Origin of the sequence: Okeania sp. SIO2C2, from assembly GCF_010692625.1 — a bacterium.
Taxonomy (GTDB): Bacteria; Cyanobacteriota; Cyanobacteriia; order Cyanobacteriales; family Microcoleaceae; genus Okeania; species Okeania hirsuta.
The window spans coordinates 1-20064 of record NZ_JAAHGM010000062.1; the positions used below are offsets into that span (position 1 = coordinate 1).

Annotated in this window: 20 protein-coding genes; 11 read left to right on the forward strand and 9 right to left on the reverse strand. The window is 36.0% G+C overall.

Annotated features, from left to right (window positions below; all coding sequences use genetic code 11):
• The first annotated feature begins 828 nt into the window (after positions 1-828).
• The 3 genes from F6K18_RS29640 (at position 829) to F6K18_RS29650 (ending at position 2508) form a co-directional block, all read left to right on the forward strand.
• A complete protein-coding gene (locus F6K18_RS29640) occupies positions 829-1056 on the forward strand; it encodes a Calvin cycle protein CP12 (RefSeq protein WP_124147275.1) in 228 nt (75 codons plus the stop codon).
• A gap of 199 nt (positions 1057-1255) precedes the next feature.
• Entirely contained in the window at positions 1256-1876 is a 621-nt protein-coding gene (locus F6K18_RS29645; protein ID WP_192901212.1) for a DUF3177 family protein, read from the forward strand.
• A gap of 335 nt (positions 1877-2211) precedes the next feature.
• Positions 2212-2508 carry a hypothetical protein gene (locus F6K18_RS29650; RefSeq protein ID WP_287278269.1) on the forward strand — a complete coding sequence of 99 codons (297 nt, stop codon included), beginning with the start codon at positions 2212-2214 and terminating at the stop codon, positions 2506-2508.
• Positions 2509-2512: 4 nt separating this feature from the next.
• Here the strand turns inward: F6K18_RS29650 and atpC are convergent, their stop codons facing one another.
• Positions 2513-2926, reverse strand: coding sequence for an ATP synthase F1 subunit epsilon (gene atpC, locus F6K18_RS29655; protein WP_124147276.1), 414 nt, complete (start codon positions 2924-2926; stop codon positions 2513-2515).
• A 313-nt stretch (positions 2927-3239) separates the two neighbouring features.
• Positions 3240-4694, reverse strand: a complete 1455-nt coding sequence (atpD, locus tag F6K18_RS29660) for a F0F1 ATP synthase subunit beta (RefSeq protein ID WP_287526227.1) — start codon at positions 4692-4694, stop codon at positions 3240-3242.
• 1418 nt (positions 4695-6112) lie between these two features.
• On the opposite strand from atpD, the gene F6K18_RS36985 reads away from it, so the two are divergent.
• Genes F6K18_RS36985 through F6K18_RS36995 form a run of 3 tightly spaced genes read left to right on the forward strand, consistent with a single transcriptional unit; the run spans position 6113 to position 6630 of the window.
• Positions 6113-6268, forward strand: coding sequence for a hypothetical protein (locus F6K18_RS36985; protein WP_353735212.1), 156 nt, complete (start codon positions 6113-6115; stop codon positions 6266-6268).
• Positions 6231-6452 (forward strand): zinc ribbon domain-containing protein, encoded by a 222-nt coding sequence (locus F6K18_RS36990; RefSeq protein WP_353735213.1) that lies wholly within the window; start codon positions 6231-6233, stop codon positions 6450-6452. The genes F6K18_RS36985 and F6K18_RS36990 overlap by 38 nt, the downstream gene beginning before the upstream one ends.
• Complete coding sequence (locus tag F6K18_RS36995; RefSeq protein ID WP_353735215.1) at positions 6376-6630, forward strand: hypothetical protein; 255 nt, start codon at positions 6376-6378, stop codon at positions 6628-6630. Before F6K18_RS36990 ends, F6K18_RS36995 begins: the two co-directional genes overlap by 77 nt.
• A gap of 764 nt (positions 6631-7394) precedes the next feature.
• On the opposite strand, the gene minE is transcribed toward F6K18_RS36995, so the two are convergent.
• The 3 genes from minE to minC all read right to left on the reverse strand — a co-directional run bounded on the left by minE (position 7395) and on the right by minC (position 9803).
• On the reverse strand, positions 7395-7679 hold the full coding sequence (gene minE, locus F6K18_RS29670; RefSeq protein WP_124147278.1) for a cell division topological specificity factor MinE: 285 nt from the start codon (positions 7677-7679) through the stop codon (positions 7395-7397).
• A 56-nt stretch (positions 7680-7735) separates the two neighbouring features.
• Positions 7736-8542: a septum site-determining protein MinD gene (gene minD / locus F6K18_RS29675; protein WP_287526229.1), complete on the reverse strand. Its 807-nt coding sequence runs from the start codon at positions 8540-8542 to the stop codon at positions 7736-7738.
• 478 nt (positions 8543-9020) lie between these two features.
• Complete coding sequence (minC, locus tag F6K18_RS29680) at positions 9021-9803, reverse strand: septum site-determining protein MinC (RefSeq protein ID WP_287526230.1); 783 nt, start codon at positions 9801-9803, stop codon at positions 9021-9023.
• 216 nt (positions 9804-10019) lie between these two features.
• Here minC and F6K18_RS29685 point away from each other — a divergent pair, with 216 nt between their 5' ends.
• Both F6K18_RS29685 and F6K18_RS29690 read left to right on the forward strand, forming a co-directional pair.
• Positions 10020-10346 carry a XisI protein gene (locus tag F6K18_RS29685; protein WP_287526232.1) on the forward strand — a complete coding sequence of 109 codons (327 nt, stop codon included), beginning with the start codon at positions 10020-10022 and terminating at the stop codon, positions 10344-10346.
• Positions 10347-10436: 90 nt separating this feature from the next.
• The gene (locus F6K18_RS29690) at positions 10437-11402 is read left to right on the forward strand and encodes a GNAT family N-acetyltransferase (protein WP_287526247.1); all 966 of its coding nucleotides are present in this window, start codon (positions 10437-10439) and stop codon (positions 11400-11402) included.
• A gap of 13 nt (positions 11403-11415) precedes the next feature.
• Here the strand turns inward: F6K18_RS29690 and F6K18_RS29695 are convergent, their stop codons facing one another.
• The 3 genes from F6K18_RS29695 to F6K18_RS29705 all read right to left on the reverse strand — a co-directional run bounded on the left by F6K18_RS29695 (position 11416) and on the right by F6K18_RS29705 (position 15247).
• Positions 11416-12381 carry a hypothetical protein gene (locus F6K18_RS29695; protein ID WP_287526250.1) on the reverse strand — a complete coding sequence of 322 codons (966 nt, stop codon included), beginning with the start codon at positions 12379-12381 and terminating at the stop codon, positions 11416-11418.
• Positions 12382-12459: 78 nt separating this feature from the next.
• Complete coding sequence (locus tag F6K18_RS29700; protein ID WP_287526252.1) at positions 12460-13383, reverse strand: NACHT domain-containing NTPase; 924 nt, start codon at positions 13381-13383, stop codon at positions 12460-12462.
• Positions 13384-13435: 52 nt separating this feature from the next.
• Complete coding sequence (locus tag F6K18_RS29705) at positions 13436-15247, reverse strand: pentapeptide repeat-containing protein (RefSeq protein ID WP_287526254.1); 1812 nt, start codon at positions 15245-15247, stop codon at positions 13436-13438.
• Between F6K18_RS29705 and F6K18_RS29710 the strand changes: the two genes are divergently transcribed.
• The 3 genes from F6K18_RS29710 (at position 15232) to F6K18_RS29720 (ending at position 17487) form a co-directional block, all read left to right on the forward strand.
• Positions 15232-16221 carry a hypothetical protein gene (locus F6K18_RS29710; protein WP_287526257.1) on the forward strand — a complete coding sequence of 330 codons (990 nt, stop codon included), beginning with the start codon at positions 15232-15234 and terminating at the stop codon, positions 16219-16221. The genes F6K18_RS29705 and F6K18_RS29710 overlap by 16 nt on opposite strands.
• An 808-nt stretch (positions 16222-17029) precedes the next feature.
• Positions 17030-17164: a hypothetical protein gene (locus F6K18_RS29715; protein WP_287526260.1), complete on the forward strand. Its 135-nt coding sequence runs from the start codon at positions 17030-17032 to the stop codon at positions 17162-17164.
• 11 nt (positions 17165-17175) lie between these two features.
• Positions 17176-17487 carry a hypothetical protein gene (locus F6K18_RS29720; protein ID WP_124147289.1) on the forward strand — a complete coding sequence of 104 codons (312 nt, stop codon included), beginning with the start codon at positions 17176-17178 and terminating at the stop codon, positions 17485-17487.
• A gap of 364 nt (positions 17488-17851) precedes the next feature.
• Here F6K18_RS29720 and F6K18_RS29725 read toward each other — a convergent pair whose 3' ends face one another.
• The gene (locus tag F6K18_RS29725) at positions 17852-19381 is read right to left on the reverse strand and encodes an AAA-like domain-containing protein (RefSeq protein ID WP_287526262.1); all 1530 of its coding nucleotides are present in this window, start codon (positions 19379-19381) and stop codon (positions 17852-17854) included.
• Positions 19382-20064 lie beyond the last annotated feature (683 nt).

A 20064-nucleotide genomic window follows, 5' to 3' on the forward strand; every position in this document is an offset into this window, starting at 1 on the left:
CTCTTGAATCTCACCCATAGGACATGACACTATCGAACAACGGTTATTTGACACCTGGTTTGGTTCAACCAGTCCAAGGGTTGACTAAGAGCATAATTCCAATGCCTTTGTAATAGTTATAGCCAATCATCAATTTTGGCTGACTGTTCACAAGTGGGCTTAATTTTGTAGCAATGAGTAATTATCATAATTTTATATTCAACTTATTGCTATATTGTGTTAACCACTTATCACAAAGGTTTTAGGTCTGTTTACTCTCTTAACTGTTTAGATCGTATTTGTCACTAAATACCGAAAAAAAGTGATTAACTCTGAAATACTCCAGTAGTTAAACAAAATATTCGACGAAACGTGCCAAAAGTAGGATTGTTTATTAGCAGAATTTAATGGTGAAGTTGACCTTGTACATCTGTTAATCGACTTTTTTCTACCTTTTTTTCCCTATTTCTAACAATCAAAGTTTTGTAATATTGCTCCGTCTAATAATTGGTATAAAACTACTTAAAATTATGATCATAATATTTTTAATTTAATTTCATAAATGTTGCTTATCAAACAGGTTATCGTTTCAGTTATGTTAATATTAAGTATTGTTGAGCAAGCTGGACATTTAGACAGTTTGAAAGATTGATTATTTGGTCAATGAATCTTAAAATATCAAGATCATTTGGTTGGGAATCTCTCGTAGCATATATAAATGATAAAGAGGTAAAATTTTAATTTGTCTCTTTACCTGAGCTGTTTTTCAATTTCTAACCCTTGATTTTATATTTAGGAATTGTGTCCCAAAAATCGTAGGTAGTAAGTTAAGTTAAGAATAAAAAAACTATGACTAATAACAACATTGAGGAAAAAATTGAGCAAGAGCGCGAAGAAGCTCGTGCTATTTGTGATGCTTCTGGTGCTAATTCCAAGGAATGTGCAGTAGCTTGGGATTCGGTAGAAGAGCTTCAAGCTGAGTCTGCTCATCAAAAGGAAAAGAAGTCTCCAAGTTCCTTGGAAAATTATTGCGATGATAATCCTGAGGCTGTTGAGTGTCGAGTATACGACAACTAAGGCCAATTGATTGATTTAATAAGCTATTCGACCATAGTTTATTAAATTAAATATATTAATGCTTGGCTGGTAAGCAACTGAAATATTTAACTTATTAATTCAGTTGCTTATCAAAAAAATATACCATAAATAACTTTTTAAAGTTAATTACGATTATAGTTAAATTTTTATAAGCTACTATTTTTATAAGTTACTAATTATGTTAAACTTTTTACCCATAGCTATCACATCTGGATTAGAGATTTGGGTCTGGATGGACTATAGGCTAGCGGTATTATTTACTGTGGTACTACCCCTACTTATTTTGATTTGGGCTTTTGTCAAAAAGTCTGAAGCTATTCAACGTTTGTTGATTACTTATTGGCGAGTTTCTAGTTTATTGGCAATCACTGTTTACTTAATGATTGCAGCAGTACCTATAAGTTTTTTAACATCATTAATAGCTCGAATTTTAATTCCGGTAGCTTTGTGGTTTTGGGTAGATTTGAATGAGGAAATTCGAGAATTACGAAATTCTCCTCTGAAGGCTAGTTTGACTTCTTGGCGTTGGGCTGCTACATTTTATAATTTAATCGGAGCATTATTCGAAATTCCTTTTTTGGCCTGTGCTTTTAAATCCCGCAATGATTTACTTGAAGATCCATTTTGTAATGTTTGGTTAGACCCTCCATGGTTATTTAAACAAATTTTTCATGCAGATTGGCCTCAAGAATTTATCGGCTTCTTGGGGTTTACTGGATTAATCATCTATACAATTTTTCTCTGTTATTTTGTTTTGGTTAAGTTACAGAAGCAAGGGCGATCAGCAACAGGAAATTAGAAGGAAGAAGGGAAAATATTGCGTTGTTTGAATTTTAGGCTTTTGAGATGTCCTAGTCTTTCTTTTTAGTGCTATATGATTAAATCTCAGTCTAGCTTTATTGCCTAAACACCAAGATTCTATTTAGGCGAAAACTGAGATTTTTTTTGAAAATTATTTTAGTCAAAGTGAATTTGCTATGAGGGTATAGAATCAAGCAAATTTTACCGAATAATTAAGGTTTAAAGGCTCTTATTTAAAGAACAAACAAAGAAAAAAATACTGACCAATATTATCCTTTTTAAGGAGAGTGAATAATTAATAATTAATTGTTTAACTATCTATTGAAAGTTATTATGAATAGCATTTCTCATCGTTTGGAACAATACACAATTAAAAAACCTAATGAAGTATTAATAGTTAAGGTTGAAGTTGATGGAGAACTAGATGAAATAGCTATTTTTAAAGGTTTTTCTAGCTCCCTAATGAGACCTACAGCTTTCGACCCAGATATACCTGTATTACCTGAAACATCTAAAATTCTTAGTATCGATTTGGTTGCTAGTCCCTACAACCCAGAATCACCTACTTATATTAAACAGGGACTGACTAGAGAACAAATGCAGTCCCTGCTTGCAGAAATGGGAATTTAGTAGTTTAGTTAACTCCACCAGCAGCTTGCAGACGTGCTCTAGCTCGCTTCAAGGCTTTTTGGGCTTTGATTTTTGCTTGAAGGTCGCCGTTTTCAGCTTTTTCCAGACTAGATTCAGCCTCATTGTAAGCTATACGAGCTGCTTCTTTGTCAATAGTATCCCCTTTTTCAGCCCCATTAATTAGTATAGTTACTTCATTTGCTTCTACTTCAGCAAAACCACCCATCAGGGCGATCGCTACCCAATCTTTACTTTTTTCCGCACGAACTCGCATTACACCTATATCGAGAGCGGTCAGCATAGAAGCGTGTCCACTTAAAATTCCTAATTGACCTGTTGTACTAGGTATAATTACTTCTTCAGCTTCTGAGTCCCAAACTGTCTTGTCGGGAGATATTACACGCACAGTTAATGTCATTTGTCAATAATTTTTTGTTTATTTTTTCGGGGGAAGGCGGAGGGCAGATACGCTGAAGGTTTCTTTTGTTTGTCCTCTGCTGCGACCAAATGGAACAAGGGTTTAAGACCCCCACTGAACGAAAGTTCAGTAGCTCCAAGTCAGAAGGGGTATGAATACCCTTTTGACTTACCACTTCTGCCTTCTGCCTTCTGCCTTTTTCAATTGTGTTAGTTACTTAAGTTGTCAGTTGACTGTCGATCTCAGCATCGATAACCAACAAGCCAACTGTCAATATTTTTTCGCTAACTAACGACCAACATAGCCAGTAAGACTATGCTTCTGCCTTCATTTTTTCAGCTTTGGCGATTACTTGATCGATACCTCCCACCATGTAGAAAGCTTGTTCTGGTAACTCATCAAGTTCACCAGATAAAATCATTTTGAAGCCTTTCATTGTATCATCGAGCTTCACATATTGACCAGGAGAACCTGTAAATACTTCAGCTACAAAGAAAGGTTGTGATAGGAAACGCTCTATTTTACGAGCGCGAGCTACTGTTAGACGGTCATCTTCAGATAATTCGTCCAAACCTAAGATAGCGATAATATCCTGAAGTTCTTTGTACCTTTGTAGAGTAGATTGTACTGAACGAGCTACAGCATAATGCTCGTCACCTACTACACTTGGTTGCAACATAGTAGATGTAGAGTTTAAGGGGTCAACTGCTGGGTAAATACCTTTAGAAGCAAGTCCCCTTGACAATACTGTAGTTGCGTCTAGGTGAGCAAAGGTAGTAGCAGGTGCAGGGTCTGTCAAGTCATCCGCAGGTACATATACTGCTTGAATAGAAGTAATAGAACCTTCTTTTGTGGATGTAATTCTTTCTTGCAATTCACCCATCTCTGTACCCAAGGTAGGTTGATATCCTACCGCAGATGGCATTCTTCCCAGAAGTGCAGATACTTCAGATCCTGCTTGTACAAACCGGAAAATGTTGTCAATGAAAAGTAGCACGTCTTGCTTACTAACATCCCGGAAATATTCTGCCATTGTTAGAGCAGATAGACCCACACGCATTCTTGCTCCTGGTGGTTCGTTCATCTGACCGTAAACCAAGGCCACTTTAGAGTCGGGGAGGTTGTCTGGGTTAATTACTCCAGACTCAATCATTTCATTGTAAAGGTCATTACCTTCACGAGTCCGCTCTCCCACGCCACCAAACACGGATACTCCACCGTGAGCTTTAGCGATGTTATTAATTAACTCCATGATGATAACGGTTTTACCTACACCCGCACCACCAAATAATCCAATTTTTCCACCACGACGATAGGGAGCTAGTAGGTCTACAACTTTAATACCTGTTTCAAAAACGGAAGGCTTAGTTTCTAGCTCTACAAATTTAGGAGATTCACGGTGAATTGCAGATTTCTCCTCAGTTCCCACTGGGCCAAGTTCGTCTACTGGTTCGCCGATCACGTTAAATATTCTACCTAGAGTAGCAGTGCCTACAGGTACACTAATTGCAGCCCCAGTGTCTACTACTTCCATACCACGTACAAGGCCATCCGTGCCACTCATCGCCACAGCTCTAACTTGGTTGTCGCCTAGAAGTTGTTGCACTTCACAGGTGACTGAAACATCTTGTCCAGCTTCGTTTTGAGCTGTAATTGTTAGGGCATTGTAGATTTCTGGAAGACTTCCACTAGGGAATTTAGCATCTACAACTGGACCGATAATTTGAGTGATTTGTCCTACGTTTGTTTTTTCTGCGGTGCTTACCATTCTATCTATTCTATATGCTTATTTAGCTATCCAAATTAATATACCCGACACTGACACTGCTATGGCATGAAAGCTTGCTGTTGCTTTTAGTGTGGGCTTTTTGTTCAATTAATCTTCCTCTATAATCTGCAATTTTCAGAATATAGGTCTGACCAAATATCTGAAGGTTTTGCTTAAGTGTGAAAAATAATATATCGCACTTACTTCCAGTAGTAGTCGCTGATTGACATACTCCACTCACTTCAGGAAGTGGATTTTCCCAGACTTACGCCAGTGGGATTACTGGTTCTTCCAGACTGCTTAACTAGCTACGCTCTGGCAACAGTTAGTCTTATGCGGGGCTGTCCCCAGTTGTTCAGGAATTGGCCTTAGTTTTTGGATGCCCGACCATACTATCGATGGACTATTTATTTTTTAGTAACTGACCCTCTGCTACTCAGATATATATCTTCGATAAAAAGGATAATTCTGTTGTAGTTTCATGGGTAAGGTTTGAGAAGGGATTGGTGACCATTCTCCTGTGTTTCTCCATTTGTATCTAGGGAAGGCATTTTAGCCCACAGATATTCTTGAATATATGAGGTTGGCCTCAAGCCCATGCTCTACATCAATCATCCGGGCTTTTTACTTTGGCCTTTAGACTGAACAATTTGCACTGTCATTTTTTAGAGTATCACTGAAGGGTTCATCAAAGGAGATATTAATTATTTTGCTGAGGACTTTTTTGTATGATTACTATTTATATCATTTTGTGTGATTATTGTCAAGTTTGAAAAACGAATGATATGTGTTTTGATCGGAAAATATTTGTCAAATTGATTTAAGAAATTAGCGATCGCTCGAAATTTTTGCCGAAAACCTCGGTCTAAAGCTTCCCCCTTCTAGGGCTCGATCTATAATATTTGGGTATCTCATAGTTTGATCTGCAAAAATATGTGATCAAATCATACTAGAGAAATCAAAGAAATAGTAATCTTAGTAACTAGACAGCGCGAAGTTCTTGGAATAACTATTAATACCATTTTGAAAAAAGAATGTTACGAATAATAAGCACTATCAAAAGACTCCATAAGAAAGTCTATGTGACGAAAAATATAATTGACAACATCAAAAATGGTACTAAATCTATTCATTCTGAATTCTGAATTCTGAATTCTAAGAAATACCCTAGCTATTTATAGCAAACATTTATCAATTTGGTATAATAGCTAAGGCTTTCAGCGATCTAAAGGTTAAAAACTCTTTATTCAGAGTTGTAGGTACTGTCTCAATCAAATAATTACCACAAAGCAATAATTAGACTAGAAAAATGTCATTTGAAGGTAAGTAGACAGCTTAAAGACTGGGCTATTACAGCGGTTTTCATTTCGGTAGACCACACCATGAAACCTCCCTAAAGGACGCGTGATTATGACGATGTGGTTGATCAATATCAAAAGCGCTGTAAACAAGCTCGGTGCGTAGTTCACTTGTTAGATATGATTGTCTATATAGACGCGGAGCGACGTGCCGAAGGCAGACCTCAAGATACAAAATATGCTCAAAAATCATCATTTGGCAAAGTCAATATCTGACTCTGGGTGGTATCAATTCACGACTTGGCTTGAATACTATGGAAAAATTTGGGGCAAAGCAGTTGTTTCGGTAAATCCTAATTTCACTTCTACTGATTGTCCTAATTGTGGGCATAGAGTTAAAAAGTATTTATCAACTCGTACTCATATTTGTCCTATATTGTCATATAGAAATATGCCGTGATACTAATCCAGCACACAATATCTTAAGTCGTGGATTAGAAATAGTAAGTATTGAGTGGAATAACAGTAACGTAGGGCATACGGGAACTGCCGATTTAGCCTCCTACGGAGGAGCTTTCCTATGGGAATGCTGCGCAAACGCTAACGGAAACCCTTGGGGAGATAAAAATCTCTACTGATGATGGGCTACCTGATTCAGCAAGTTGTGTCATTGTTGGCATAGTCTTGCGGAAGGCAAACCAAGAATAACCACTGGGTAAGAATCCCCGTGCGTTTACGCCGGGGAGTATGTCAACCCATGAGAATAATTTTATGTTTTAAAAGTAATTACAATCAGAAAAAATGTCAAATATCTTTGGAAATATCATCGGCATCTTGAGAAAACATGGTCGATTCGGAGTAGAGAATTTATATTTTTTTGAGCAATTTTTTCAGGAATATTAATTACAGATTAAAGGATTAATTAATACTTTAGGGCAGTCATAATGTGTTATATCATTTTGATAAATATTTGGTATAAATAGTTAAGTTTATTGCTAGTAGTTCAGAAAGTTTAATTTCTAGTCGAAAGGACATTATTGGTAAAGTCTAGAAATCACTCAAATTATGCGCAACATTCTTTTTTCACCCAATGGTATTAGATCCATGATTTTTCTATAAGTAGTTAGACAAAATTATTTGTATATTTACCGTAATGAGAAAACAATAACCCAGGTAATTAGTGATTTCATTGATTCACTAAAACTTAAGTCTCAAAAGTCAGTTGAAAAATCTGAAAATTAAGCTTAAGAGGAAAATAGTTTATCTGCTAGCTGTTTTCCTCTAACCGTTGATAACGGGAGTCCCCAACAGCTATTTTCAGATGGGGTCTATTTTATTTTGCCTGTTTCCTACTTCAAGCAAATATTGAATTAATTTTTTACAGATACTTAACTGAGATTATTTAACTATTGTGAATATCTGAGCTGGCTTTAATACGTCTAATAGGCAAATTTGCCACTAATGCTGTAGCTCTTTGATTATTTTCTAACAAAAATTCTGAATCGTTGTCATCTATTTCAACATAGCGAGATACTACTTCCATAATTTCTTTTCTCATAGCCTCTATTATTTCGGGATTGATATCGGCACGGTCATGAGCGATAACCAGCTTCAAACGACGCTTAACTTCATTACGACTACTAGGAGTATTTCTAGAAAAAAGTTTTTCTATAATTTCATTTAACATTAGCTTATTGTTAACTCAATAGTTGATTTATTCAGTAAATTGTAATTTTTTCCATATTAAACAATTTTAGATGATAATAATTTACGCAACCAAGTAAAGAAATTTTCTTGTGGCGGGTCTAGGTCAATAAAATCTACTTTTTCTCCATCTAAACGACGAGCAATATTCACAAATTCTGAGCCTGCGAGAGAAATATTTTCTGCTAATACTAAAGGTTCGCCTCGGTTAGTAGATACAATTACTTTCTCATCATCTGGAATAATTCCCATCAGTGGGATAGCAAGAATTTCTTCTACGTCTTGTACTGACATCATTTCATCAGCTTGGACCATCTGAGGTCTAATCCGATTAACTATCAGATGGATATTCTTAACATTATTGGCTTCTAAAAGGCCAATTACTCTGTCCGCGTCACGGACGGCAGATATTTCTGGGGTTGTAACAATTATAGCTTCTTGGGCCGGGGAGATCGCGTTCTGGAAACCTTGTTCAATTCCAGCAGGAGAGTCAATCAGAATATAGTCATATTTTGGTATTAACATATTGACTAACTCTTGCATTTGTTGGGGAGTAACTGCTTCTTTCATTCGATTTTGAGCAGCAGGTAAAAGTGCCAACCTCGGTTGTCTTTTATCCCTAACTACTGCTTGTTCGAGGCGGCATTCTCCTGCTAAAACCTCTACTGCCGTATAAACAATTCTGTTTTCTAAACCTAGTAGTAAGTCCAAATTTCTTAATCCGAAATCTGCATCAACTACGGCTACTCGGCGACCCTTTTGAGCTAAAGCCATGCCCAAGTTTGCTGTGCAAGTAGTTTTTCCCACTCCACCTTTACCAGAAGTAATAACAATAATTTTGCTCATAAGCTATTAGAAATTAAGAAATAAAGAATTGTATATAGTCAAAACTTAGAGATTATTTTGGTATTTTAGATTAAGTTTAAAGTTTCTAACAGGATAATAATTATTTCATTACCCAATTTTTTAGATATGTAAACTGCAAAAAATCTGCTACTTCAAAGTTAACTTCAGAAATATCAGCTTATTCTTACTACATTAAAACTGTGATTTTGTCAAGGAAAATTGATTTTGTCAAGACACTAGAGAATGAGGTTGGGGTGAAAAATTGTCGTTATGATTTGCTAGGTGCCAAAGGAGAATAAGTTTTTGAGTGAATTTACTTTTCGTTACATACTTATTTTTTTTGCCCCCTCTTAATATATTGCACGTTAATTTAAAGACATAGTGTTGTCTAGTTCCTAATTCCTAATTCCAATAAATTTTCTACAGGAGCATTTTCTCAGTTCTACCAACTACCAACTACTGACTACTGACTACTTCTTCAACGCCGTATCTTAACAAAGTCTACCATCCTACTAATACGAATCCCTTGATCTGTCACATAAGCAACTTCAGGATAAAATTGAGTTGGTAGTTTTTCTGGCCCTCTAGCTACTTGCCGTGCAATTCTGATAATAGTTGGTTCCATCTGTAAAGTCATAATTACACTTTGAGAATTTCCTTTAGCACCAGCGTGGACTATTCCTCGTAAACGACCCCACACTAGAATATCTCCATCAGCAATGACAGAACCACCAGGATTAACATCTCCTACAATTACTACCGTACCGGGGTGCCGAATTTCTACTCCGGAACGAATGGTCATCTGTAAATATAAAGGTTCAAACATAGGTTGAACTTTTTCTGTAGGAGCTTGGTTGAGAGTAATAATGTCAAATTTTTGTTCTACAGAATAGCCAACTGTGACTGCTGCTACAGCAGTTTGGCGACGTGAAGTTTGAACTGTTGTTAATTCTAGTTCTACTTCTAAAAGAGCTTCAGCTATTTCTTGCAGTTGACGAGTATCTAATAAGCGGTCAAAAGCAATGAGCTGTACCTCTGTTTTTGGCTGCCAAAATCTTTCTCCTGCGTTGAGACGTTGCTTGAACTGTTGCCAAATTTCTGTCCAGGTCATAGCAGTTGGATTTTCTATCTCACCGTTATTAAATTCTGGTGGCAACAGTAATAACAGTTTTCCTTCCTCTGTTTTGAATCTGACTTGTAAGTTGGTACTTACTTTTGGTGTAGAGGCGGGAGTTGTTGAGATAGAATCATCAGAAGACATAGAGTATGGGACTTTACTTTTAATTTTTTCTTTTGGCCAGACTATCTTATCATATCAGTTATTAATTAAGAGTTTTGCTATTGCTCTATATAATCTTTTCCTTAGTATTTTCTCAATTTATCCGTAATTCTATTTGTTGAATCCGTAATCAAGCAAATATTCAACTTCACCAATCTAAAAGTTAGTTTATGACTCAATTAATCAGGAGATTATACAATGGATAAATTAAATAAGTATCGTACTATTATTAAAAAGTTTTTAACGGAGCAGGTTCAAGGAAACTCTTTAGATGAAGACATAGAAACAGAAATAGTTTTTGATCAAGAAAGGGAACCTTATTTATTAATTGATTTAGGTTGGCAAAAGCACCAACGAATTTATAATTGTGTAATTCATTTAGAGATAAAAAATGAAAAAATTTGGATTCAAAGAAATCAAACTGATTTACCAATTAGTGATAGGTTAATTGCCGAAGGAGTTCCCCCACAAGATATTGTTTTAGGGTTACAACCTGCTTATGTAAGAGAACATACTGGGCTATGAGTATGATATCATATCTTGCACGTTTATTAAACTGAATTGCGCTATAAATAAATTATTGTTTGAACTGGCAATTAAATCAATCAGGTAATTATGAGCATCAAAACATTAACACCTCGTTGTTATGGAGGTGAAACAGATTTAGAGGCGATCGCTCAATTGCTAAATAGTAATGAGTCAGCTCATCAATTCCATGAATGGCCGTCTCCAGCAGAAATGCTTATGCAATTGGAAACTCCGTCTGTAGACAAGCAGTGCGATATTTGTTTATGGGAAGATAGCAACAGTCAAGTTATGGCTATTGCGGGATTGATGATTCCAGAAATAGGGGAAGATATTGCAGGTATTTTGTGGTTTCGAGTTGACCCTCAGACTAAAGGCAATAATTTAGAAGCTCAAATTCTGGAGTGGGGAGAGAAAAGGATGGGGGAAGTGGGTAGGGAAAGGAATGTCAAGGTTAAAGTGCTGTGTGGCGCTCATGGGGATAATAGCCAACGTATTAGTTTATTAGAAAGTTGTGGTTTTGAAATTGAGCGGTATTTTCTGACGATGGAGCGATCGCTTACTGACCCTATTCCAGAGGCTGAGTTTCCAGAAGGTTTTACCCTAAAACATATAGAAAATGAAGCAGATGCAGCAGTTTGGACGGAAATGTTTAATCAAACTTTTATCGACCATTGGAATCATCAAGATATTACTGTTGAATCTGTGAAGGATAAACTCAATGACCCTAAATATCAGTCAGAATTAAGTTTAGTTGCAGTTGCGCCTGATGGTACTTTTGCTGCTTTGTGTGATTGTCAGATTCACCCTGAAAATAATGAATTAAAAGGGCGTAAAGATGGTTACATTAACACTCTGGGGACTCGACGTGGTTTTCGGAAAAGAGGATTGGGGCGTGGTATTTTGCTATCGGCGTTGAAATTGTTGAAAGCAGAAGGGATGGAAACGGCGATGTTGTATGTTGATGCTGATAACCTTTTAGGTGCAACGCGACTTTATGAGTCAGTGGGTTTCAAGAGAGTTAATACTCAGATAGCTTATATTAAGGCAGTTTAGGTGAAAGGCAGTCTCATTCACTATCAAAGTTATTCTTATTATATTGAGAAGCAAAGTGTTGACGCAGTAAGTCATGGATAAACCGATACCCGCCCCCAACCCGTTGTAGGAATAGGCGTTCTGTAGAGTAGTCGAGAAATCGTGCATAATTCCATGGGATGTAGTGATTAAACCAAAGAACTAAACGTAGAGAAAAATGTAGCATTACAGGTACTCCACATCCCAAGACACTAAATAACAAGCTGAATCCAAAACTACCAAATAAGATATTAATAACTCCAACTGATTTTCCCGATGCTGAAATTAATAATAAAGAGAGTCCTAAACCAGCTAAAAAGGTGATAATTATAAGTATATTCATACTTTTTAGGGATTGCCAAATTCCTTGATTGGGAATCTTTTTATAATCAATTTCTGGGCCTTGAAGCAAAAAAATTAACCCAAAAGTTATCCCAATAATTAACCCAGAATTTAACCCAATAATTAGCCCAAAATTATTCCAAAAAATGAAAAAATAACATAGCCCTGAAAATAGCCCTAAAAATAGCCATAATTTTGGCTGATTCTTAACATTTTTAAGCGAAAATTGAAATGATTCAACAGTTTTTATAGTTTCATCCCATCTCTCTACCCCAGAAGTTAGCCCATAAGTTAGCCCATAAGTTACCCCTAAAACTAGCATAAGAATTACCCCAGAAATTACCCCAGAAATCCCATGAATTAATTTATCAGTTAACCCATAAATTAGCCTGTAAAATAGCTCAATATATAGCCCTGTAAATAGCCCTAGAAATAACCCATAAATTCCCATAAAAAATCTTTTTTTTTCTCGATTTTCTAACCAACTCGGCTGCATTTTTTCAATAAGAAACTCAGTTTTATTTTCTCTAATGAGTTGTTTTGCTAACCATTCTAACCAGAATGTCGTATCTTTATCCTTGTAAGGTTTCTGTTTATTTTTATAAGGACGCTTTAACATTCGTCTAATATAGGCATCAAATAGATAGCCTTGTCGTTCTTCTGAAGATTGAAATTGGTTCCAGCGTTCAAAAGAAATTTATGTACAGGATAAAACAATAATATTTAATAATAAAGGCGTTTGTGATAATTCCATTAAATCTGAATCAGCATTGATGTTATGCCATAAATCTTCACCTTCTGTTTTTAATACATATTCTTGAATTTGTGCTGTTGTTAAAGGTTTCAGAATAATGGAACCATTTAATCCTAAATTGGTTGGATAATGTTGGTATTCTTTAAGGCGAGAACAAACTACTAATTCTCTTGACCAAGTTTCAGGATGCAGAAATTCATTAATCTTTTCCACACATTTTTCCTGTCGTGCTGCGTCTAATTCATCTAAACCATCCAGTAAGGGTAGAATCACCCCCTCCTCAATCCATTTTTTAGCAATATCTTTACGCACCCCATATTTAGGTTTGAGGTCAGCTATCATCCAGTCTTTAATACTTTGTTTATCATCCTTCCATGAAGATAAGTTCAATAATACCGGAATGGGATGTTCTGGATTAGCTTTTGCTCGTTTGACTAATTGTTCTGCCAGCTTCAACAACATGGTGGTTTTTCCAGAACCGGGCGCACCTAAAATTAATAGTCGTCCAGCAATATCTGAGCGGTCAAATATCTGTTTAATTGAACTATCTTTGGGCAATCGAAAACTAGATTGTTCCCCTACCTTAATATCAATTTCCCAAGGATGTTGTACCTGTTCTGGATTTTCTTCTTTTTCCAAAACAATGTAAACTCGATTATGGAGTGATTGTTGTAGGCGTTTTTCAACTTCAGTTTCTACCCAGTGCAGAAGTTCCTGTTGAGTCTTGTCCCGTTCTTTTAGGTGTTCAGATGTAGGCGGTAAATTAATATTAATAATTTGATTCCCTTCAACCTTTCCAGCCACTCCACTGCTAGGAGCGTGGAAGTTCATCTGTGACTCAGGAGATTTAGGGTTTTCTTGAGACATTGGGATTAATTGTCCTCAGCCTATTATTTAATGCACCTATATATTTTTACGCTTATGGATTTTGCCATCCTTCATAAGTTGCGACTAAAATATTTACATAGGGATTATCCATCAATTCTTTCAAAGCCTCCTTACTTCCCGATTTTAATGCACTAATCAAACGCTGTTTTAAAGCAGGGTCTTTTTCAATTCCTCTGACAGCTACCTCAATTTCAGTTTGGGTATCAGTGGGCAAATCACCTGGATAAGAATGGTCAAGAATTTGTAATAGTTCTTGGACTTCAACTACAGAATCAGCCAACTTTTGTTTCTGGTTAACAATCATTTTTTTAACTTTTCCGCCTACTCCAGTCACTTCATTTTGGAAGTTCATCTCAACTTCAACTTGCTTTGTAGATTTTTCTGCACTAGATTCACTGCTGGCCATATTCTTTACCTCAATTTGTCTACTTGCTAAGAGTTTAATTACTTCTATCATATTAACATTTTCTCGCTTATAGCTCTCAATTTCACTGTCTTTTATCTGTAGCTTCGTCTTATACTCTCTTTCTAGTGCTTGCAGCTTCAATTCATAATTTTGATGAAAATCACTGTGAATCTTTTCTTTATCAGCATTCAGTGGAACCTCCACTTTGACAACAATGACTCCATCTCCCTTATTCTCAATACTTTGAACTGTTAACTCCGTCCCTTCATTTTCAACCTGTAGTTGCTTAAAAGCAGAAACAAATGCTTTCCAATTCACTCCATCTTGGAAGATTAAATCAACTGTATTAAAAACTTCCTCAAATAACTTAGTAAACTCTCCTGGTGCAAATATTCCACTACTGGGGCGACGTTCCTGTTGATGATTCAGCAGATAAATATAATCACAATGAATTTCATCTAATCGAGTGGTGCTATCTGTATTCCAAGCCTCAATGCAAGCTGCTGTTAATGTGGCTTGCTTTAAATCTGTCCCAATGACATTAATTTCAGTTAGATTTGCTCCTTCTAAATTTGCTTGATATAAAGTGGCTTGACTTAAATCAGCTTGGGTTAAATTGGTATAACTTAGGTCTGCATTGCTGAGATTCGCTCCCCGTAAATCAGCTTTAGAAAAATCCTGACCCAGCCCTTTTCCTGAAACTAAAAGTTCTCGTAGTTTCGACTGTGCTAAAACAGATTTTCCTGGTCGAGCTAAATCTAATTTATTCGTTTTTTTCCAAAGGGTTTGAGTTAAATTTGCATCTCTGAAATCAGTATTTTTAAGAATTGCATTAGTAAAATCAGCGTCAGTTAAATTTGCATCTCTAAAAGATGTTCCTCCTATGGCAGCAAAAGCAATAGCTATTCTACGAATTAGAGCGTATTTTTCATCTCCTTTGATTACTCGATAAGCAATGTAAGAATTTAACAGTATTTGGGCAAAGACTATGGCTCCGGCTAAGGCTATGCCTATGGCGAAGGCCATGCCTATGGTGGAGTTAAAGGCAAAGTCTTTGGTAAAGCCTTTGGCTACGTATATGACTCCGAATAAGGCTCCGAATAAGGCAAAAGCTACAGCAAAGGGCCCGGCTATGGCTCCGGCAAAGGCAAAAGCGAAGGCTACGGTCAAGGCAAAGACTCCGGCGAAGGCTATGGCGAAGCCGAAAGCGAAGGCTACAATAAAGGCAAAGGCTCCTGCATAGTCAAAGGCTCCGGCTACGGTTCCGGCAAAGGCAAAAGCGAAGGCCACAACAAAGGCAAAGACGAAGATTGTGACTCCTGCTTCGGTTCCAGTTTCAATTCCATTACGAATAATTATTATCCAAAATACAAAAATTACAGCTAAGCTTGTCCAACCAATCATTCCAGTCAGTGGGAGCAGTGAAACAATTGACACCTACTGTGTTAGTGGCACTGATAAACTCCATGTCTCCCCAGGAAATTATCAATAACCTGAAGTCTCTGACTGCTCGTGGTGCGATGGAACACCCAGAGGTAAAAGCGTTAGTTGATGAGAAATTGACTGAGGCACAAAAGAGTGATCGCGTATCTGCTTATAAAGCGAAGGTTGCTGCTGATGCTGCTCAGGTAGATGCGGAAACTGTTGCGAAACTGGAGCAGGTGACTAACGAACAAGTGAAAAAACGCGGTAAAATTTCTTTGCCAACCGCTTTACTCATTGACAAGTCTGGTTCAATGGAAAAGGCGATCGAAGTAGGTAAGCGTTTAGCTGCTTTGGTTTCTGGTATTACTGAAGCTGAATTATTTGTCTACGCTTTCGATACCATCCCTTATCCTCTGACTGCCCAAGGTACAGAATTGAGTGACTGGGAACGTGGTTTCCAACATATCCGCGCAGGTGGGGGTACAAGTTGCGGTTGTGCAGTAGAAGCAATGCGACGCAAAAAGCAAATTGTCGAACAGTTTATTCTGGTCACAGATGAAGGGGAAAATACTGCACCCTATTTTGCTGATGCTTATACTGCTTATTGTCGTGAGTTGGCGGTTATGCCAAATGTGGTTATCGTGCGTGTGGGTCACTATGCTTCTAATTATGTGGAAAGTCAACTGAAGCAGAAGCAAGCGCCAGTGGAAACTTTTACTTTCAAAGGTGACTACTATTCTTTGCCTAACTTAGTGCCAATGTTGTCTCAGAAATCACGACTGGAGTTGTTGATGGAAATAATGGAGACTTCACTGCCAGTGCGTGATGATCAGGAAAGTCAAAAGTTAAAAGTCAAAAGTCAAAACTCAGGAAAAATACAACTTATATCATGTCCGGATAAGAGCGTGATCAAAAAAACTTTCTCCTTTTCCTCCTCTTATTTCTTGCTTCTTGCTTTTTCTTCCCTCCTGAGGACTGAGGACTGAGGACTGACTCCTCCGTCATTGTGCTGCTACTGCAACTGAGTTGGTAGTCCAGTTGTGCGTTGGTGCTATTAAAAGCACTAAACTGCAACGTTATAGTTATGGAGAATAATTGTTACCAGAAGATACAAGTCAAAAAAGCCTAATCTTCTTTATCAAAGATTAACAGAAGCATTAGAAAATGGTAGTAAAGTCCGCATTGAAGCTGAGGAAACTTATTATGGTCTCCCTGCTACTGTAACTAAAGATTTTGTAGAAATTATAGACCTCTCCGGAAAAGAGGGAGTAGGTCGTAGGGACTTTGCATGCAACCTCCCTACAGAGTAGGGGGAAATAATTGATAATTTCTACAGGATAATTAATTTTATTTTTGATTATTGGAGATGTCTTTTAATCAATGGTATTAAGAGGATATTTGAAAAGTACAGCGTGCATTTCCTAAGACACTACTCTAGACTCAAGAATTAAAAATTAATTATATTATTGTCTGTAGAAACTTTTGCAGATAGTTTGTGGTCAAATATTCTTGTAATATTGAGAGCCAAATCCCTAATAGTGGTTATGAGGAAATTAAAATATAGAAGTACTAAACTCGGATAAAGTCCATATTGACACTGCTAGTCATAATTTGCTTTTTCAGCATCAAGTCCCGGCAGTAACAGTACGTTTTGATTTGGGAAAAGGACAGATTTTTTATGTCATTAGTCACTTTTGAGCTAAACATTACCAAAGACCCACATCTGGTCATTGACAACTATGTACGGATTTCCTGACAACTGGGATGCGGTTAAGCGACAAGGGAGTTAAAAACTTGCCTAGTCAAGTTAAAATTCAACCAGATACAATTAACTTTAGTAAGTTGCAAAATGCGGCGACTGCTAACAAGTTAATAGCGAAGTTGTACATGGGTGCTGTTAAAAGCGCTAAACTGCAACATCAGACTTAGGGAGAATAATTGTGGCCAAAAAAGAAAAGTCAAAAAAATCTAATCTTCTTTATCAAAGATTAACAGAAGCATTAGAAAATGGTAGTAAAGTCCGCATTGAAGCTGAGGAAACTTATTATGGTCTCCCCGTTACTGTAACTAAAGATTTTGTAGAAATTATGGTCTTAGTTCCACCGGATGAATTTGATGAGGAAGATGATGCTTTTAAGCAGGTGACATGGTTGGTTCGACTTTCGTCTATTTTTGCGATCGCCTATCCCACGGAATACTGGTCAACGGCAAGATTGGAAAAATTACTGGAAGTAGGTTCAAATCAAGTCTAAGTTTTTTTTAGTTATTTTTTAGTTAAAACAATTTAAAAAAGTAGTCAGTAGGACTGAGAATGCGGTAAATGAGGATTTTCGCCCCACCAACCGCATTACCACCCCTAGTGAGGTCATAGTTAACGAATTTGATATCATAAGTCCTGATACTGTAATAGCGACTGCTATAGTGGGAATTAGACAAAATAGAAGTATAAAATAGGCTCAAATCTAGACAGGGACTGGCTTTTAGTCAAAAAGGTTAAATCCTTAATTACCAAGGGTTCTAGGCATTTTGAGCGCATTGAAGTAATTCCCTGATCTAGACTGACACGAGCGCCATTTTTCAACCATAAAATGTTTAAGTCCTAATAGTTGTTTGAATTTAAAGACGATTTCTAAAATATAAATGATATAAATCATAACGTGGTGTTGCTTGGTTTTCTTGGAAATTGACTAATCCTATACTGTGTAATTTTAACCCTTCCATTGTTTCTAATTGTACTGGTTGATTAGAATTCATTACTGTTTTAGCTGCTTGTGCTAACTCTGGAGATTGTTGTAAATGCCACCAATGTCGCTGTAAATGATCTGCATAACATCCTACATCTGTTGCTGCTGTTTTTAATAGATCATCAATGCTAATATTGTGTTGATAAATTTCATATAGAGCTAATTTGATTAAGTAAGGATTTCCACCAACAATTGCCATTAATTTTTCTATTTCAGAGATATTTAATTGCAATTGATAATAGCTAGCTAAATTTTTGATTTGGGCTGCATTCAACTCTGGTAAATCAATTGGTAAGCCAACATTAAAAGGTGATTGATTAATATCTATAGGCACATAACTTTCTGTTGAATGTACAACTACTAACCGCATATTTTTCCAAAGATCGCGATTTTTTGCATCCTCATGCCAAGCTCGTAATAAACTGAAAAAATCTATAGTAATGTCTGGATATTGAAAAATATTATCTACTTCATCTAATACTAAGACTATAGGAGTATCAATACTTTTCAAAATATGTCTTTCAAAATAAGATTTACAAGATACTTTACTACCAAAAATTTCGTTCCAATAATTATCTAAATTAGTAGGCAAATTTAATTCTGAAGCTACCTCTGCACTAAACCATCGTAAGAATATATCTAAATTGTCAAAAATTTGACGTTCAACTAATTGAAAATTTAATACTGCTGTTTTATATCCTAATTTTTCAACATCATGTAAAACTCTTGCCATTAAAGATGTTTTTCCCATCTGTCTCGGTGCTTTAATTCTGATCAAAGCACCAGGTTTAGTAATTTCTTGATAACAATTTTCTTCAAGAGGAGAGCGCTTAATATAAAAATTATGATGGTAATCATCTTGATTTTTGGGTAATTTTGGTAGTGAGGATGGCAAAGGTTTTTTATTATACTCATTTATATTCAGAGAATTATTTAATATTAATCTTGATTTTGTTTCAGGAATTGAGGGAGATAATTCATTTCCGATTAAGAGCATAATTTCAGCAACTAAGTCTTGAATATTTTCTTCACTTTTTAATTGCCATTGTGGCATTTTATTCAAGTAGGCATAGAGATTATAATCCCAAGTTAGATCGACAGAAATATCAATTAAAACAGGTAGAATCCAAGGTTTATTATTTGGATGAATGTTTTGAAATTCTCTTGATAGTCTCACCGTTTCTGTTACAATTTCACAGGTTATTGATTGAGGATTCAATAACAAAATCAAGTAATCAGATTGGTTGAGTTTTCTTTCTAATTCTGGCAAATATTCTGCTTTTTTGTCGTTATATTTTGCTATAAAATATTCATATTTATTTGCTTCTATTTGTTCAACAAAAAGAGTATTAAATAAATTTATTTTATAGCTTTTGTTTGAAAATATAAATATTTTTGGCATGGTAAAACTAGGTGATTTAGCAACTGTTTGAAGCAGGTAATAGGTTGTAGGTTTTAGGTTCAATAGCGTAGCAACTATAAAATTAAACAATATTATATCTAGTATAGTTGAGTAATTCCAAATATAGCAGTCGAAGCAAAGGCTAGGACATATCAAAAGCTTAAAACTTAGACAGCGACATATTTTTCCTTCTTTCTTCTGCTATATCTCAAGGTGAGTTGAATAAAAAGATTAATCTCTTCACTAATAATCTTACCTATACTATTTTTAACATTATTTGCTCTCAAAAGTATTAATTATGACAAAAAAAATTAGGTCTCAAGCCTCCCATTGTAGGAGGTACTGATAACTGATAATTGAATTGACATGAGCTAAATATTCTGTTGATATACAAGGCATGATTCCTGACTATAATAATGTCTAAGTTTAAAAGTTAACGGTATTATTTAATTGGCTATAAATAAAAATCCACAGCATAAAATCAATTACTGAAATAAATATTACACATCAAATAGAATTCCCTGATTAGACATCTCCATAAAAGAGGCAGTAGGCAGCTTTGCTGTAGACAGTAGGGAGAAATAATTGATAATTTATGGATAAAAATTGATTTTATTTTGGATTTTTGGAGATGTCTATTAGTTATATTTATTCCTAAATTTACTTCTTGCCTACAGCTACCT